We start from the raw sequence: 16643 nt of genomic DNA, 5'->3' as shown, positions 1-16643 counted from the left end.
GTCACCGGACGTGGAACACGTGGGCCGGCGCCGAACCGGGCTCCAGGCGCACGTAATTGCTGCTGCCCCAGGTGTAGGTCGCACCGGTCAGTTCGTCGTGCACGGACAGCGACGCGCCGTGCTCCAGGCCGAGTTGCGGCATGTCCAACGAGACCGTCGTCTCCTGGGTGTGGTGGGGGTCGAGGTTCACCACGACGATCACCGTGTCGTCCCCGTCCCGCTTGCTGTACGCGAGCACCTGCTCGTTGTCGGTGCCGTGGAAGCGGAGGTTGCGCAGCCGGTGCAGCGCGGGGTGGGTGCGCCGGATCTCGTTGAGGCGGGTGATGAGGGGGGCGAGGGTGTCGGGGGTGTCCCAGTCGCGGGCTTTGAGCTGGTACTTCTCGGAGTCGAGGTATTCCTCGCTGCCGGGGCGCAGGGGGGTGTTCTCGGCGAGTTCGTAGCCGCTGTAGATGCCCCAGGTGGGGGAGAGGGTGGCGGCCAGCACGGCCCGCAGCGCGAACGCGGCCCGGCCGCCGTCCTGGAGGGAGGCGTGCAGGATGTCGGGGGTGTTGGCGAAGAGGTTGGGCCGCATGTAGGAGGCGCTCTCACCGGACAGTTCGGTGAGGTACTCGGTCAGTTCCTGCTTCGTGGTCCGCCAGGTGAAGTAGGTGTAGGACTGCTGGAAGCCGATCTGGGCGAGGGTGCGCATCATCGCGGGGCGGGTGAAGGCTTCGGCGAGGAAGATCACGTCGGGGTCGGTGCGGTTGATCTCGGCGATGACGCGTTCCCAGAAGAGCACGGGTTTGGTGTGGGGGTTGTCGACGCGGAAGATGCGCACGCCGTGGGACATCCAGTGCCGCAGGATGCGTACCGTCTCGGCGGTGATGCCGTCCAGGTCGGTGTCGAAGGCGACGGGGTAGATGTCCTGGTACTTCTTGGGCGGGTTCTCGGCGTAGGCGATGGAGCCGTCGGGGCGGTGGTGGAACCACTCCGGATGTTTGTCCACCCAGGGGTGGTCGGGGGAGCACTGCAGGGCGAAGTCGAGGGCGATCTCCAGTCCGTGCCGTGCGGCCTCTTCCACGAACCAGGTGAAGTCCTCCAGGGTGCCCAGTGCCGGGTGGACCGCGTCGTGGCCGCCCTCCGGTGAGCCGATCGCCCAGGGCACGCCGACGTCGTCGGGGGTGGCGTTCAGGGTGTTGTTGCGGCCCTTGCGGTGGGTGGTGCCGATGGGGTGGATCGGGGGGAGGTAGACGACGTCGAAGCCCATCGCGGCGATGGCGGGCAGCCGCCGGGCTGCGGTGCGGAAGGTGCCGTGCGGGGTTTCGGGGGTGCCCTCGGAGCGGGGGAAGAACTCGTACCAGGCGCCGTACAGGGCCCGTTCACGCTCCACCAGCAGCGGCATCGGCGCGGAGGCGGTGACCAGCTCCCGCAGCGGGTGGCGGGCCAGGACCGCGTCCACCTCCGGCGTCAATACCGCCGCCAGCCGGGTCGCGACCGGCAGGGAGTCGTCGCCCAGGATCCGCGCCGCCTTCAGGACCGTGGTGCGGGCCCGGCCCCTCGGGGCGCCGGCGGCCGCGCGCTCATGGAGTTCGGCGCCCTCCTCCAGGACCGACCCCACATCGATCCCCGCCGGGATCTTGATGGTGGCGTGCCGCCGCCAGGTGGTGACCGGATCGCTCCACGCCTCGACCGTGTACGTCCAGCGGCCGGGCGCGTCGGGTGTGACGTCCGCGCCCCAGCGGTCGGTCCCGGGGGCCAGTTCACGCATCGGAGTCCACGGGCCCCGGCGTCCCTTGGGGCCGCGCAGGACGACATTGGCGGCGACGGCGTCGTGCCCCTCACGGAACACGGTCGCCGTCACGTGGAACGTTTCCCCCGCGACGGCCTTGGCCGGGCGTCTGCCGCCCTCCACCGCGGGCCGCACCTCGCGGACCGGGATCCGGCCGATGACAGGGGTCGCACTCATGGGTCTCACCTTCGTCGTGTTCCTCGCCCGGCCCGAGGGTCCGGTCGGACGCGCGGTGCGTCACCGTGGCGTCCGCCGGACCCTCCGCCCGGCTCGTCGTGTCGTCCGCCGGGCCGTGCCGCCCGGCTCCCGCCCCGGTACCGCTACCGGGGCGGGGCGCCTTCTACCGCGCCACCGCCGGGGGCCGGACCGCCGGCCGGGGCCGGGCGTCCGGTTCCTGGAGGTAGGCGGCGAGAGTCGACCGCAGATAGCGTTCCGCCGCGTCGGCGGCCTCCCGGGCGCAGCGCTTTCCCATGAGCACACACAGCGTGTAACCCGAGTCCTCGAAGGTGGCCCGCACCGCGCGGTCGGCGGGGGAGGCGAGCATGACGCGCTCCCACGCCCGGTACCGCCGCAACTGCCGGGCGACCTCTGTCCTGGCCGGTAGCAGCATGACGCAGTTCACCTTCCGGGGCTCGAAGAATGTTTCACTCATGGTGCACGCGCCGACACCCAGCGTCTTGTTGGATCTTCAACCACCCCGGAGTGCGCTCGTGTTGCACGAATGGACTAACGCCCGCACTGTGGGAGGTGACTCAGAAGCGATCAGCGCTCACCCTCCGTATTTTCGGCCCGTGGGGGCGTGCGGAGCGGGAGCCTCGCCGGTGAGGAGCGAACGACGATGAAGACCGCAGTCCCCTGCTACTACCACCTCGATGTGGAGGTCAGCCCCGAGCGGGTCGGCCAGGTCAGGCGCATCCTGGCCGCTCACCTGAAGTACTGGGAGCTGGAGACGCTCGTCGACCCGGTCTGCCGGGGCGCCGGGATGCTGCTCGAAGCCATCGACGAGCACGCCACGGACAAGTGCATCTCGATCGAGATGTGGTGGAACGGACAGCACCTGATCACCGCCATCGGCGGCGACGACCGCGAACTGCGCCCGGACCCCGACCTGCGCGGCTGCCTGGAGCGCATCGCCGCGATGAGCGACGGCTGGGGCTGCTGTGCCACCCACACCGGCGGCAAGGTCATCTGGTTCTCGCAGCGGGCCCGCGCCGGCGAGCGGGTCCCGCTGGTGCCCACCGCGCCCGAACCGAGCCTGCGCGAGGTGCTTCAGGTGCCCCGGTCGGTGCCGGTGGCCGCGCTCGCGCGGGAGAACGGCATCCTGGAGGACGCCCGGTGACCTCACGGCCGTACCGGAAAGCAGGGGTGCCCGCCTGGAGCGGGCACCCCTGCCCGCTGGGTGCCGACTTCGACGGGAAGGGCACCAACTTCGCCCTGTTCAGCGAGGTCGCCGAGCGGGTGGACCTGGTCCTCGTCGACGACGACGGCACCCCGAGCACCGTGCCGCTGACCGAGGTCGACGGCTTCGTCTGGCACGGGTATCTGCCCGGCGTCGGCCCCGGCCAGCGCTACGGATACCGGGTGCACGGACCGTGGGACCCCGCCGCCGGACACCGCTGCAACCCGGCGAAGCTGCTCCTCGACCCCTACGCGCGCGCCGTCGACGGACAGATCGACAACCACCCCTCGCTGTTCGAACGCGCGGACGACGGCCCCGATCCGGCGGACAGCGCCGGGCACACCCTCCTCGGCGTGGTCACCGACCCGGCCTTCGACTGGGGCGACGACACCCCGCCCCGACGGCCGTACGCGGACACGGTCGTCTACGAGACCCATGTCCGCGGACTCACCCGCACCCACCCCGACGTCCCGCGCGCCCTGCGCGGCACCTACGCCGGACTCGCCCACCCCGCGGTGACCGAGCACCTCACCTCGCTCGGGGTGACGGCGGTCGAGCTGATGCCGGTGCACCAGTACGTGCAGGACGGCGTCCTCACGGACCGGGGCCTGTCCAACTACTGGGGCTACAACACCATCGGCTTCTTCGCGCCGCACAACGCCTATGCCGCGCACGGCAGCCGGGGCGGCCAGGTCACCGAGTTCAAGGCGATGGTGAAGGCCCTGCACGCGGCCGGCCTGGAGGTGATCCTCGACGTCGTCTACAACCACACCGCCGAGGGCAACGAGAAGGGCCCCACCCTCTCCTTCCGGGGCATCGACAACGCCGCCTACTACCGGCTGGTGGACGGCGACTGGTCCCACTACTACGACACCACCGGCACCGGAAACAGCCTGCTCATGCGGCATCCCTACGTGCTGCAACTGATCATGGACTCGCTGCGGTACTGGGTGACCGAGATGCATGTCGACGGCTTCCGCTTCGACCTCGCGGCCACGTTGGCCCGGCAGTTCCACGAGGTGGACCGGCTGTCGGCGTTCTTCGACCTGATCCAGCAGGACCCGGTGATCAGCCGCGTCAAGCTGATCGCCGAACCCTGGGACCTCGGCGAGGGCGGCTACCAGGTGGGCAACTTCCCCCAGCTCTGGTCGGAGTGGAACGGCCGCTACCGGGACGCCGTACGGGACTTCTGGCGGGCCGAGCCGCATTCGCTCGCCGAGTTCGCCTCCCGGCTGACCGGCTCCTCCGACCTGTACGCCCACAGCAGGCGGCGGCCGCGCGCCAGCGTCAACTTCGTGACCGCGCACGACGGGTTCACCCTGCGCGACCTCGTCTCCTACAACGACAAGCACAACCAGGCCAACGGCGAGGGCGACCGGGACGGCGAGAGCCACAACCGGTCCTGGAACTGCGGCACGGAGGGCGACACCGACGATCCGCAGATCCTCGCGCTCCGCTCCCGCCAGCAGCGCAACCTCCTCGCCACCCTGCTGCTCTCCCAGGGCATCCCGATGATCGGCCACGGCGACGAACTCGGCCGCACCCAGCGCGGCAACAACAACGCCTACTGCCAGGACAACCCCGTCTCCTGGATCGACTGGCGGCTCACCGAGGAGCAGCGCGAGCTGACCGCGTTCTGCCGGCGACTGCTCGCCCTGCGCGCCGCCCACCCGGTGCTGCGCCGGCGGCGGTTCTTCCTGGGCGAGACCGTGACCCACGCCGGGCAGCCGCTGCCCGACCTGGTCTGGCTGCTGCCGGACGCCCGCGAGATGCGGGCCCGGGACTGGCAGCGCTCCGACGCGCACAGCGTCGGGGTGTTCCTCAACGGCGACGCGATCGCCGAACCCGACTCCCAGGGCCGGCCCGTGATCGACGACTCGTTCCTGCTGCTGTTCAACAGCTACTGGGAGCCCGTCCCCTTCCGGCTGCCCGGGACCTCGTACGGGGAGCGCTGGACGGTGTGCGCCGACACGGCGGAGCCGGAGGGCGGCCGGGACGAGACCGAGTACAAGGCGGGCGCCGAGGTGACCGTGGAGGGACGCAGTCTGATCGTGCTGTCCAGGCCGCCCCGGCGCTCGGAGTGACCCTTCGGGGTGCGGCGGGCTCAGGGCTCCCGGCGTGAGGTGACCGTGAACTGGGCGCCGTCGGGATCCCTGAGCACCGCCTCGTCGTCGTCCTCGATCAGCACGCTCCCGCCGTGCTTCTCGGCGGAGCGTGCGCACGCCGCGACGTCCGCGACGGCGAAGTGGACCTGCCAGTGCGGGCGGATCGTGGGATCGGGCGCCGCCTCCAGAGCGCCCGACACGATCCGGGCCACCGCGTCGCCCTGGCTGCGCAGCACGACCTCGCCGCCCTCGTAGTGCACCTCGCAGCAGCCCGGGCTGTCCGAGGCCCAGTCGAGGACCTCGCCGTAGAAGATCGCGGAGTCGAAGGCGTCCCGGGTGTGCAGCCGGATGAAGGCGGGCGCGTCCTGCCGCCACGCCTCCCAGTTGCCGATCAGCTCGCCCTCCCAGACGCCGAAAGTCGCGCCGTCCCGGTCTGCCAGCAGGGCGGCCCGGCCCGGGGGCAGCGAGATCGGCCCCACCGCCACGGTCCCGCCGCGCTCCCGGGTGCGGGAGGCGGCGACATCGGCGCTGGGCACGGCGAAGTACGGAGTCCAGGCCACCGCCATCTGCCACATCGCGGCCACGGCGGCCACCCCGGCCACCGGCACGTCACCGGCCAGGGCCGTGCGGAAATGGGCCCCCAGGCCGCCCCTGCGCCAGGTCCAGCCCAGCACGGCCCCGTAGAACTCCTGGGTGGCGTCCAGATCGCGGCTGGTCAGACTCACCCAGCAGGGCGAGCCGAACACGGAGCGCGTGGAGACGGCTCCCCGTGCGCCGGGGGCTGAGGGTACGCCGGGGGTGGATTCCGGGTGAGGGTTCATGAGTGCTCGCGTTCCTGGTCTCTCGGTCGGCGGCCGGGGCGTCCTCCCCAGTGTCCGGTCCCGACCGTGCCGGGCGCCTGCCGACGCACCCGGCGGCCCGGGGGGCCGGTGACCCGAGTACCGCCCGGACCGGACGGCCAAACGGACCCGATCCAGGAACCCGGACACGAGGGCGGCCGCACCGCCATCGGAGTGAGGCGCGGCCGGGCCGCGGGGCCGGGGTCAGCCGGGATCGGCGGCGATTTCCTCGCGCAGCCGTCGGCAGCAGCCGCTGAGCAGCCGGGAGACATGCATCTGCGAGATGCCGAGCTGGTCGGCTATCCGGCTCTGGGTCATCCCCTGGAAGAAGCGCAGATAGAGGATCGTCCTCTCGCGCTCCGGCAGCTCCCGCAGCCGCGGCGCCACGGCCACCCGGTCCACCACGGTGTCGTAGCCGGGGTCGGGGTCGCCGAGGGCGTCGGTGAGGGCGTAGCCGTCGGTGCCGGGGATCTCCGCGTCCAGGGACAGCGCGGAGAAGCAGTCCAGCGCCTCCATGCCGGTGCGCACCTCGTCCTCGGTGAGCTGCGCGTGCGCGGCGATCTCGGCGACGGTCGGGGCCCTGCCGGACGTGGTCTGCGCGAGGTCCTTGTCCGCCTGCCGCACGCGATTGCGCAGGTCCTGGACCCGGCGCGGGACGTGCAGCGTCCACATGTGGTCGCGGAAGTGCCGCTTGATCTCGCCGGTGATCGTCGGCACCGCGTACGCCTCGAAGACCCGGCCGCGGTCGGGATCGTAGTGGTCGACGGCCTTGACCAGGCCGAGCGCGGCGACCTGGTAGAGATCCTCCAGGTTCTCGCCGCGGCCGCGGAAACGGACCGCGATCCGCTCGGCCATGGGGAGCCAGAGCCGGATCAGATCGTCCCGCAGCGCCCGGCGCTCGGGCCCCTCGGGCAGTCCGGCCAGCCGCGCGAAGGCCGCGGTGGTGTCCGGAGCGTCGTCGTGGGGGTGCTGCTTCGTACTCACGGTGGTAGGCATGACGCGCGTTCTTCCCGATGGGGTGTGCCGGGGGTGGGCGGGTCGTGGGACCGGCACGCCGGGCGGACCCGCGGTGCGGGGTCCCACGGACGTGCCTCCGGTCCGAAGCACTCTGTCCGGATGCCCGGTATCGGGCGATCTAAAACAAATGACCGAATAATCTCTTCGGTGTGCGGCGCGCTCCGCCCCGGCGGGGCCCGCTCCCGCCGATCTTGGCCGGGGACGTGATGTGCGGCACGCCGTCCGCGGCCCCGCCGGCGCCGCTCGTGGAGTTCTTCCTGCGCACGGCTTGATCACCGATCAAAACGGGTGAACCCCCTGGCCACAGCGCATTCCGCTCATTTGACAGTGCGCTGAGCGCACGGATAGGAAGCAGCCGACAGAAGTCGAGAGGTGGACTGTGTACGAGCCGAACGTGGTCGGGGACTGGCACGAGTACGACGAGCATGCCGGTCTGCGGGTCCGCGTCCACCGTCTGGAGCAGCAGGAGCCGCCGCGGGGACGTGACGACGCGGCCGAGGGGCTGACGTACTTCTGTCTGCGGGTGACCGTCGAGAACCGGGGTGCCGGGCACTCCACGATCCATCTCGAGGACGGGCAGATCGACATCCGGATCGGCGCGGACGGCGAGAGCGCGTTCCTCGACTGGCGGAACTCGCAGTTCATCGAGGGCTTCGACGTCTATCCGCTGCGCCGCGCCACCGCCGTGCTCTTCGCCGCGGGGCCCGAGGCCGCGCTCGCCCAGGTCGACGTGCAGGTGCAGCTCCGTGTGGACGACGACTGGGCCGAGCGCCGGCTGTGGACGGGCGGCATCGGACTGCACGAGGGGGCCGTGCCGGCCGGTCCGGGCCGGGAGAGCCTGGCCCGCGAGATCAGCAACTTCCTGCGGGACCAGGCCGAGGAGGGCACCGCCTGACGCGGCGGCCCCGGCGCGCTCAGTGTGCGATGCCGTCGATGATCTCGCGGGCGCCCTGACGCAGCAGCGCCACCGCCACCGAGGTGCCCAGCGTCGCCGGGTCGAGCCGGCCCGCCCACTCGTGGGCGTTCAGACGGGTCTTGCCGTCCGGTGTGAACACACAGGCCCGCAACGACAGTTCACCGCCGTGCTCGGTCCGGGCGTACCCGGCGATCGGGCTGTTGCAGTGGCCCTGGAGCACATGCAGGAACATGCGCTCCGCCGTGGCCTCCCGGTGCGTCGCCGGGTCGCCGAGGCCGCTCACCGTGTCGATCAGGTCGTCGTCGCCCTCCCGGCACTGGAGCGCGAGGACGCCCGCGCCGATCGGCGGCATCATCGTCTCCGGAGAGAGCACCTCGCTGATCACGTCCCGGCGGTCGATGCGCTCCAGACCGGACACCGCGAGCAGCAGCGCGTCCGCCTCGCCCGCCGCCAGCTTCTCCAGCCGCCGGTTGGCGTTGCCCCGGAACGGCACGCACTCCAGATGCGGATGCGTGGCGGCGAGCTGGGCGATCCGGCGCACCGACGAGGTGCCGATCCGGGTCCCGGCCGGGAGTTCGTCGAGGGTGAGGCCGCCCGGGTGCACCAGGGCGTCACGGATGTCGTCCCGCTTCAGGAACGCGGCGAACACCGTGCCCGCGGGCAGCGGACGGTCCGCCGGGATGTCCTTCACGCAGTGCACCGCGAGATCGGCCTCCCCGGCCAGCAGCGCCGCGTCGACCTCCTTGGTGAACGCGCCCTTGCCCTCGACCTGGGCGAGATCGCCCATCCACTTGTCGCCGGTCGTCCGCACGGGGACGACGGTGGTGCGGATTCCGGGGTGCAGGGCGGCCAACTCGGCACGGACGCGCTCCACTTGGGCCAGAGCCATGGGGGAGTCGCGGGACACGATACGGATCAGTTCCGGGACGGACATGCGGGACACGATAGACCCTCGGGCCCCGCCCGCCGCGCCGCTTCGCACATTCGGCCCAGCGGTGCGGCATGCATCACCCCGCGAAGGGGTAGAGAGGGCCGGATACGGCGATCGGCCCGGGGCGCGCACCCCGGGCCGATCGCGTCACCCGCCTACGCGTTGGGGTCGAACGGGATCCCCGAGGGCTTGGCCGTCGACAGATGGCTGGTGAAACTGCCGTCCTTCAGGCCGAAGTTGGCGCTGCCGAAGTTGTACGAGACCAGCTTGTCGCGCAGCCCGGCCGGGTAGCCGTTCCAGCCGACCAGCGGCGGGTACTGCCAGGTGCCCTTGTGGTTCTCCGGCGGCTCGTCGTTGGAGTTCGCCGCCCGGAAGCAGTGCGTGCTGATGCCGTCCTTGTGGTAGACGACCTTCGCGTGGGTGCCCTCGAAGCGGATCGAGGACGCCGGGTGCACGGTGAACGAGCCGTGGTTGGACGTCGAGACGTACTGGACCTGGTTGTTCTGCACCCAGACCACGACATGCTCCCAGTCGTGCCGGTGCCCGCCGAGGCTGACGCCCGGCAGCGCCTGGTCCTTCTCGAAGTACAGCCCGTACAGGTACGCGCACCAGCCGTTGTTGCACTTGTAGCGCGAGTACGCGTTGGTCGTGTCGAGGTCGGAGGCGTCCCGGCAGTTGCCGTTGAGCGCGCCCGTCGGGTTCAGGCCGGGGTTGATCGTGCCGTCGGGGCCGATCGCGGCGGTGGAGTAGCAGCCGTCCTTGTCGTAGTCGAACGCGGGCTGGTACGCGAGTTCCGCGGCCTCGGCGTTCTGCGGCAGCGCCGGGGGCGGCGCGGCGAACGCGGACGAGGCGGAGGCGAGCACGAGCGCGGCGGCACCGGCGACTCCGGTGACCCATCTCCTGCGGTGCTTCTTGAACGTGGGTGACGACACTGCGTCCTCCTCATGGTCCGGGCGCAGCCGAACGGCTGTGGGGGTGAAGGGAGTTCAGCTTCCCCGGTTTTCACTGCGGCGCCAAGGGCCTCAGGTGTGCCAATGATGAAGCCACGCCCAATAGTTGGGCCTACTGACGGCGAGTCAGGCGGAACTGTCCGGAAGATCCGCGTCCGCCTCCGCGGGCGTCAGGTCCGGGCGCAGCCGGAGCCAGGACGGCTGGCGCAGCAGCCCCGCCCGGGTACGGATGCTGTACCGCACCTCGCCGACGAGCCGGGGCACCACCCAGTGCGCGCCGGCCGTCGGCGGCACGGCGTCGAAGGGGCAAGTGTCAGTCGCCAACTCCCTTAGGAGTGAGGTGAGTTCGAGCCGTTCCGCCTCGCTCCACCCGGTGCCCACGCTGCCGACGTACCGCAGACCGCCGTCCCGGGTGCGCTGCCCGACCAGAACGGCGCCCGGCAGCCCCGTCAGCCGCCCCTTCCCCGGCGACCAGCCGCCGACCAGCACATCGGCCACCGTCATGTTGCGGATCTTGATCCAGGCCCGGGAGCGCACCCCCGGCTCGTACACCGAGTCCAGCCGCTTGCAGACCAGCCCCTCCAGACCGTGCGCACGGGTCGCCTCCAGGGCCTCGCGGCCATGGCCGACGAGCGCCCCCGGCGTCGACCAGAACCCGCCCTCCAGGCCCAGGTCCTCCAGCACCGCCCGGCGCTCCGCGTACGGCAGCCGCAGCAGGGACCGCCCGCCCAGGTGCAGCACGTCGAAGAGCACCAGGTGCACCGGGACCGTCGCGGCGGCGCGGGCCGCCCGGCCCGGCGCGTGCGCCAGCCCCATCCGGGACTGCAGCGCCTGGAAGTCGGCACGGCCCTCCCGGTCCAGCGCCAGCACCTCTCCGTCCAGTACGGCGGGGGTGGCACCGAGCGCCCCGCCCAGCGCCCGCAGCTCGGGGTAGGCGCCGGTGATGTCCTCCCCGGAACGGGCCCGCAGCCCGGCCGTCCCGTCCCCGGGGAGGTAGACCACGGCCCGCTGGCCGTCCTGCTTGGTCTCGTAGGCCCAGCGGGCGTCCTGCGCGGCGGGCGGCAGCGAACCGGGCGTGGCCAGCATCGGAGCGATGAGCGGGAGCGGCGCGGGGGAGTCCGGGCGGGAGGTCACGGGGGAGTTCTCGACACGCCGCACACCGGGCCACGCACGGGGGCGGGGCCGTTCCCCCGAACGGACCTGACCAGGGCCCTCCTTCGGCGACACCCCCCGCCTCCCACGACTCCCCTACCGTCCAGTAAGGTCGCCCTCCAGGTCACAGAGGAGGCACCGTGTCCCGGTCCGAACGCTCACCCCTGCTGCTGGCGGGCCTGCTGGCCGGCGCCGGCGTCGCCCACTTCGCCGCACCGCGCCTGTTCGACGCGATCGTCCCGAAGGCGCTGCCCGGTTCGCCCCGGACCTGGACGTACGCCAGCGGGGTCGCCGAACTGGTGCTGGCGGCCGGTGTGGCGCTGCCCCCGACCCGGAAGCCCGCCGCCCTGGCCGCGGCCGCCCTCTTCGTCGGGGTGTTCCCCGCCAACGTCAAGATGGCGCTCGACTGGCGTGACCGGCCCACCCCCCTCAAGGCGGCCGCCTTCGGCAGGCTGCCCCTACAGGTGCCGCTCGTGCTGTGGGCCCGCAGCGTCGCACGCGGCACGGAAGGACGGCAGGAATCATGACGACGAAGGCTCCGGCGACCGGCGACCTGGTCGAGGACTTCTCGCTGCCGGACGAGACCGGCACCGTGCGCAGCCTGACGGACCTGCTCGCCGACGGGCCCGTGGTGCTCTTCTTCTACCCGGCCGCCCTCACCGCGGGCTGCACCGCCGAGGCATGCCACTTCCGTGACCTGGCGGCCGAGTTCGCGGCCGTGGGCGCGCGCCCCGTCGGCATCAGCGGCGACTCCGTCGACCGCCAGCAGGAGTTCTCCGGCCGCCACGGCCTCGGCATGACCCTGCTCTCCGACACCGACGGCGCCGTGCGGGAGCGCTTCGGGGTGAAGCGCGGCTTCTCCCTGGCCCCCACCAAGCGCGTCACCTTCGTGATCGCCCAGGACCGCACCGTCCTGGAGGTCGTGCGCAGCGAGCTGCGGATGAACACGCACGCCGACCGCGCGCTGGAGGCGCTGCGCGCCCACCGCGCCTAGGGCCTCTCTTTCGGATCCTGCCGGGGTCGCCGCCGCTCAGAACTCCTCGTGCGTCTCGGGATCCCCGCCCAGCCGGCGCGGCGCCCGGTCCGTGACCGCCGCCATCTGGTCCGGGGTCAGCGTGAACCCGAAGACGTCCAGGTTGGCGCGCTGCCGGTCCGGGTCGGACGACTTCGGGATCGGCACCGCGCCGAGCTGTACGTGCCAGCGCAGCACGACCTGGGCCGGGGTGACCCCCAGCTCCTCGGCGACGGCGCCGATCCGGGCGTCCTCCAGCAGCTCCGCGCCCCGGCCCAGCGGGCTCCAGCTCTCGGTGACGATGCCCTTCTCCTCGTGGAAGGCACGCAGCTCGTCCTGCGGGAACAGCGGGTGCAGCTCGATCTGGTTGACGGCGGGCAGCACCCCCGTCTCCTTCTCCAGCCGCTCGATGTGCTCGGCCGTGAAGTTGGAGACGCCGATCGCGTGCACCAGCCCCGACTCCCGCAGCTTGATCATGGCCCGCCAGGAGTCGACGTACTTGCCGACCCGGGGCAGCGGCCAGTGGATCAGATACAGGTCGACGTGGTCGACGCCGAGCCGCCGCCGGGACTCCTCGAAGGAGGCCAGGGTCTCCTCGTGGCCGTGGTGGCGGCCCGGCAGCTTCGTCGTGATCACGATCTCCTCGCGGGGCACCCCGGACCGCGCCACCCCGCGGCCCACCCCGGTCTCGTTGCCATAGTTCGTCGCCGTGTCGATCAGCCGGTAGCCCACGCCCAGCGCGCCCGCCACCGCCTCCTCCGCCTGCGTGTCGTCCAGCGGCCAGGTACCCAGCCCCAGGGCCGGGAGCCGCGTACCGTCGTCGAGCCTGCGCACCGGGATCTCGCTCACCGTGGAACCTTTCCTCGACTGTGTCCGTCCCCTCCAGCCTCGGGGATACCGTGAGGATCGATCAACCGGACGACCGACCGACAACCGGACGACCATCGGAGCGCGCATGACGACGGGCTGGGACACGGACGACGGGCTGGTGCGGGCGGCGGGGATCGAGGTGCACCCGGCCGCCGGACACATCGGCGCCGACATCACCGGAATCGACCTGGCCGACGGCCTCACCCTGGGCGACGGCCTCGACGACGCCCGGACCGCCGCGATCAGAGCCGCCGTACTGCGCTGGAAAGTGGTGTTCTTCCGCGGCCAGCGCCTCGACCACGCCGGGCACGTGGCCTTCGCCCGGCGGTTCGGCGAACCCGTCGCACCGCGCAAGAGGGGCGGCGCCTCGCCGCCGGACTTCCCCGAGATCGAGACCACCGCCGACCGCCTCGAACTGGGCGGAAAGTTCGGCATGGACCACGACGAATGGCTCCGGCGCCGCCGCCCCACCCTGCTGCGCGGCTGGCACTGCGACCACGGCGCCCGTGTCGACCCGCCCGCCGCGACGATCCTGCGCGCCGAGACCGTCCCGCCGTACGGCGGCGACACCACCTGGGCCAATCTGGCCGCCGCCTACGCCGGACTCTCCGCGCCGGTCCGGCGGTTCGTGGACGGACTGCGCGCCGAGCACCGGCTCGGCGTCGGCTACCAGCCCCGCCCCGGCGACGACGCGTACGTCCGCCATCTGCTCGACCACCAGGTCGCGTCCCTGCACCCGCTGGTCCGTGTCCACCCCGAGACCGGGGAGCGTGTCCTCTACGTCAACGGCTACTACGTCGAGCAGATCGCCGACGTCTCCCGCGCGGAGAGCCGGGCCCTGCTCGACATGCTCCTCGAGCAGGCGGTACGGCCCGAGTACACGGTCCGCTTCCGCTGGGAGCCTGGCAGCGTGGCCTTCTGGGACAACCGCGCCACCATCCATCTCGCGCCGAGCGACAACGCCCACCTCGGTCTGCCGCGCACCATGCACCGCGTGATGCTCGCCGGGGACGTGCCGGTCGGCGTGGACGGCAAGCCCTCCGAACCGGTCACGGGGACCGAGCCCGGCCGCTGGTGATCCCCTCCGGAATCAGCCGGCCGGATGCCAGCCCAGGGCCGGCCCCAGCCGGGTCGCCATGTCGGTCAGGATCTGCACGTAGTCCTCGTGCTCGAAGGTGAACGGCAGCGCGAACGCCACCTCGTCGATCTCGCGGAACGCGGCGTGCGCGCCCAGGCGTTCGGCGATCTCCTCGGAGGTGCCGACCAGGTCGGGGGCGAACAGCAGCCGCGCCGGACCCTGCGGGGACGCCGTGCGCGGCAGCCGCTTCGCCGCGAACTCCTCGTACTTCGCGCGCTGTTCGGGCGTCGCGGAGTCGGTGGGGATCGCCACCAGCCCCTGGGAGACCCGGGCGGACTCGCCGTCCGGGTGGGCGGCGCGGAACGCGCGCACGTGCGAGAGCTGGATCTCGGCGAAGTCCCGGGTGTCGTCCGGGCCTTCCGCCTTGACGACACTGCTGGTGAGGAAGTTCATCCCGTGCTCGCCGGCCCAGCGCGCGGAACTCACGCTGCCCCCGCCGTACCACAGCCGCCGGCCGAGGCCGGGGGAGTGCGGCTGCACCCGGTCCGAGAACACCTCGAAGCCCTCGATCCCGCTGAAGTCCGAGGCGGACTTGCCGCGTACGAAGTCCAGCAGCCGCCGCACCCGTTCGTAGCCGAAGTCCTCGGTGTCCGCCGAGTCCGGGTAGAGCGCCTCCTTGACCTGGTCGTAGTGCATGGGGGGACCCACGCTCACCCCGGGGTTGAGCCGGCCCCCGGACAGCAGGTCGACGGTGGCCAGGTCCTCCGCCAGCCGCAGCGGGTTCTCCCAGCCCAGCGGGATCACCGCGGTGCCCAGCTCGATCCGGCGGGTGCGCTGCGAGGCCGCCGCCAGGACGGCGACGGGGGAGGAGATGCCGTACTGGAGATGCCGGTGGCGCACCCACGCGCTGTCGAAGCCGAGCCGTTCGCCCAGCTCGATGATCTCCAGGGTCGACTCGTGGCCCCGGGCCGGGTCGTCCCCGTCGAACAGCCCGATGGTGAGGAAGCCCAGCTTGCGCAAGGGGCGTGAGGTCGGCGGCACGGGCTCCTCCAGCGTGGTTCGTACGACGGTTCGATCTCCGATTGTCGCAGCCCTGCTCAGACCAGCGGGATCGTGACCTCGTCCTCGACCGGCGGGTTCAGCTCCTGCGCGAGGTTGCCGGTGGCCGCGAAGCAGCGCAGCCGCACGGACTCCGGGGTGACGTCCAGCCGCAGGAAGCACTTGAAGAACGGCGGGCTGTAGGTGGCGGAGCCGGGGGAGAACACCTGCGTGTAGACCTTCCGCACGGGCAGCCGCAGCCGCTTGCGCCGGTCCGGGCCGCTCCCGGTGCCCAGCAGTCCGGCCACCCGCCGGATCCGCCGGGTGACCTCGACCTCGGGGCCCGGCACCCGGGTGGGCGGGATGCCGAGCCGCTCGGCGACGACCGCCTGCCCCTCGGCCGCGGTGAGCGCGAACAGGCGGGGCAGGCGCAGCCGGCGGCCGTAGAGCCGGCTGTAGAAGGCGAGGGAGTCGCCGCGCAGCGGATAGCAGCGGAACTCCCGCTCGGTGACCCCGGCGACGTTCACCCGGGGGATGGTGTGGGTGGCGTGCATGAAGGCGCCCCCGCCGCCCGCCACCACGTACTGGAGGGTGCGTCCGTCCGCCAACGGCACCGGGTAGCGCTGGTAGTTGTGGATGTCGCCGCCGATCGCCGCCACGTAGTGGTGCTCGGGCGCGGTCACGATGTCGTCGACGGTGCCGCCCCCGTCGATGGCGCAGGGGTGGTGCTTCCCGTCGACGTACAGCGGGGAGCCGGTGATGAGGATCTTCGGCCGCGGTCCTCGCGACACCTCGCGCAGCCAGGCGCCCTGTTCGGCGTCGAGGGTGCCGAGGAGGCCCGTGTCGATGCCGATGATCCGGACCGGTCCGGCGTCGATCGCCCAGTACGGCCCCGGCTGCACGGCCCGTTGGTCCTCCGCCGCGCGCAACCGCCGTGCCGTGTCCAGGAGTCGGCCGTCGTCCGGGCGGGGCCGGTGCCACAGCAGGGAGCGCAGCCAGGCCCGGCCGAGCGGGCGGGGGCGGGGTTCGGCGGGCAGCGGCGGGGCGTCGTCGCAGAAGACCCGCATGAAGGCGCCGAGATCCTCGTACCAGTCGTGGTTGCCGGGTATCGCGTAGATCGGCGCCCGGTAGTCCTGGTACGGCCGGAAGAACTTGCTCTCGTAGTCGTCCGCGCTGCCGACCGGATAGATGACGTCGCTGGCGAGCACGGCGAACGACGTGTCCTGACTGACCCTCAGAAAGCCTGGCACGGCCGCGTATTGGGGTGCGTCGCCCTCGCCCGTGTCGCCGATCACCATGAAGGAGAAGCGGTCCGGGTCCGGGCGCCGGATCACCTTGTCCGCCGGGGCGCCGGCCGCCGCCCGCTGTTCCACCCACCGGGCGCGGGTGCGGCCCGTGGGGTCGCCCAGCAAGGAGGCGAGCACGCCGTTGCGGGCCGCCCACAGCATCCGGGGATCCAGCCAGGAGATCTTCTCGACCCGGCTCGGCATCAGCGCCCGGTAGGCACCCGGTTCGGCGGCGGCCCAGCCGGCGCCCTCGGCGGTATCGCGTGACGAGTCAGACACGGG

16 protein-coding genes are annotated in these 16643 nt (G+C 72.2%); 6 read left to right on the top strand and 10 right to left on the bottom strand.

All coding sequences use genetic code 11. The features are described from left to right. Position 1 precedes the first annotated feature (1 nt). The gene (locus tag AFM16_RS02760) at positions 2-1945 is read right to left on the bottom strand and encodes an alpha-1,4-glucan--maltose-1-phosphate maltosyltransferase (RefSeq protein WP_078632132.1); all 1944 of its coding nucleotides are present in this window, start codon (positions 1943-1945) and stop codon (positions 2-4) included. Between the two features lie 163 nt (positions 1946-2108). Next, positions 2109-2378, bottom strand: a complete 270-nt coding sequence (locus AFM16_RS02755) for a DUF5133 domain-containing protein (protein ID WP_030781356.1) — start codon at positions 2376-2378, stop codon at positions 2109-2111. Between the two features lie 228 nt (positions 2379-2606). Between AFM16_RS02755 and AFM16_RS02750 the strand changes: the two genes are divergently transcribed. Further along, on the top strand, positions 2607-3107 hold the full coding sequence (locus AFM16_RS02750) for a hypothetical protein (RefSeq protein WP_030781353.1): 501 nt from the start codon (positions 2607-2609) through the stop codon (positions 3105-3107). Further along, a complete protein-coding gene (glgX, locus tag AFM16_RS02745; RefSeq protein WP_245177621.1) occupies positions 3104-5251 on the top strand; it encodes a glycogen debranching protein GlgX in 2148 nt (715 codons plus the stop codon). Before AFM16_RS02750 ends, glgX begins: the two co-directional genes overlap by 4 nt. Before the next feature lie 20 nt (positions 5252-5271). Here the strand turns inward: glgX and AFM16_RS02740 are convergent, their stop codons facing one another. Beyond that, a complete protein-coding gene (locus AFM16_RS02740) occupies positions 5272-6093 on the bottom strand; it encodes a VOC family protein (RefSeq protein ID WP_030781345.1) in 822 nt (273 codons plus the stop codon). Positions 6094-6315: 222 nt separating this feature from the next. Continuing rightward, a complete protein-coding gene (locus AFM16_RS02735; RefSeq protein ID WP_030781344.1) occupies positions 6316-7107 on the bottom strand; it encodes an RNA polymerase sigma factor SigF in 792 nt (263 codons plus the stop codon). Between the two features lie 400 nt (positions 7108-7507). On the opposite strand from AFM16_RS02735, the gene AFM16_RS02730 reads away from it, so the two are divergent. Then, positions 7508-8023, top strand: a complete 516-nt coding sequence (locus AFM16_RS02730; protein WP_078632128.1) for a hypothetical protein — start codon at positions 7508-7510, stop codon at positions 8021-8023. Positions 8024-8042: 19 nt separating this feature from the next. On the opposite strand, the gene hemC is transcribed toward AFM16_RS02730, so the two are convergent. From hemC to AFM16_RS02715, 3 genes are all read right to left on the bottom strand, one after another. Beyond that, positions 8043-8978 carry a hydroxymethylbilane synthase gene (gene hemC / locus AFM16_RS02725; RefSeq protein WP_078632127.1) on the bottom strand — a complete coding sequence of 312 codons (936 nt, stop codon included), beginning with the start codon at positions 8976-8978 and terminating at the stop codon, positions 8043-8045. A 152-nt stretch (positions 8979-9130) separates the two neighbouring features. Beyond that, positions 9131-9907: an NPP1 family protein gene (locus tag AFM16_RS02720; protein WP_078632125.1), complete on the bottom strand. Its 777-nt coding sequence runs from the start codon at positions 9905-9907 to the stop codon at positions 9131-9133. Positions 9908-10051: 144 nt separating this feature from the next. Next, the gene (locus tag AFM16_RS02715) at positions 10052-11011 is read right to left on the bottom strand and encodes an ATP-dependent DNA ligase (protein WP_107419242.1); all 960 of its coding nucleotides are present in this window, start codon (positions 11009-11011) and stop codon (positions 10052-10054) included. A 206-nt stretch (positions 11012-11217) separates the two neighbouring features. Between AFM16_RS02715 and AFM16_RS02710 the strand changes: the two genes are divergently transcribed. Together AFM16_RS02710 and AFM16_RS02705 are read left to right on the top strand one after the other, a co-directional pair. After that, the gene (locus tag AFM16_RS02710; RefSeq protein ID WP_030781333.1) at positions 11218-11604 is read left to right on the top strand and encodes a DoxX family protein; all 387 of its coding nucleotides are present in this window, start codon (positions 11218-11220) and stop codon (positions 11602-11604) included. Continuing rightward, a complete protein-coding gene (locus tag AFM16_RS02705; protein WP_030781330.1) occupies positions 11601-12071 on the top strand; it encodes a peroxiredoxin in 471 nt (156 codons plus the stop codon). The genes AFM16_RS02710 and AFM16_RS02705 overlap by 4 nt, the downstream gene beginning before the upstream one ends. 36 nt (positions 12072-12107) lie before the next feature. Here the strand turns inward: AFM16_RS02705 and AFM16_RS02700 are convergent, their stop codons facing one another. Then, complete coding sequence (locus AFM16_RS02700) at positions 12108-12938, bottom strand: aldo/keto reductase (RefSeq protein WP_245177620.1); 831 nt, start codon at positions 12936-12938, stop codon at positions 12108-12110. Positions 12939-13044: 106 nt separating this feature from the next. Here AFM16_RS02700 and AFM16_RS02695 point away from each other — a divergent pair, with 106 nt between their 5' ends. Beyond that, complete coding sequence (locus AFM16_RS02695) at positions 13045-14037, top strand: TauD/TfdA dioxygenase family protein (RefSeq protein WP_078632119.1); 993 nt, start codon at positions 13045-13047, stop codon at positions 14035-14037. A 12-nt stretch (positions 14038-14049) separates the two neighbouring features. Here AFM16_RS02695 and AFM16_RS02690 read toward each other — a convergent pair whose 3' ends face one another. Together AFM16_RS02690 and AFM16_RS02685 are read right to left on the bottom strand one after the other, a co-directional pair. Then, positions 14050-15078 carry an LLM class flavin-dependent oxidoreductase gene (locus tag AFM16_RS02690; RefSeq protein WP_078632117.1) on the bottom strand — a complete coding sequence of 343 codons (1029 nt, stop codon included), beginning with the start codon at positions 15076-15078 and terminating at the stop codon, positions 14050-14052. 56 nt (positions 15079-15134) lie between these two features. Beyond that, entirely contained in the window at positions 15135-16640 is a 1506-nt protein-coding gene (locus AFM16_RS02685) for a metallophosphoesterase family protein (protein WP_078632115.1), read from the bottom strand. Positions 16641-16643 lie beyond the last annotated feature (3 nt).

Origin of the sequence: Streptomyces antibioticus, assembly GCF_002019855.1 — a bacterium.
Lineage (GTDB): Bacteria > Actinomycetota > Actinomycetes > Streptomycetales > Streptomycetaceae > Streptomyces > Streptomyces antibioticus_B.
Note: the sequence above shows the minus strand (reverse complement) of the source record. Positions and strands in the feature narration are given on the sequence as shown.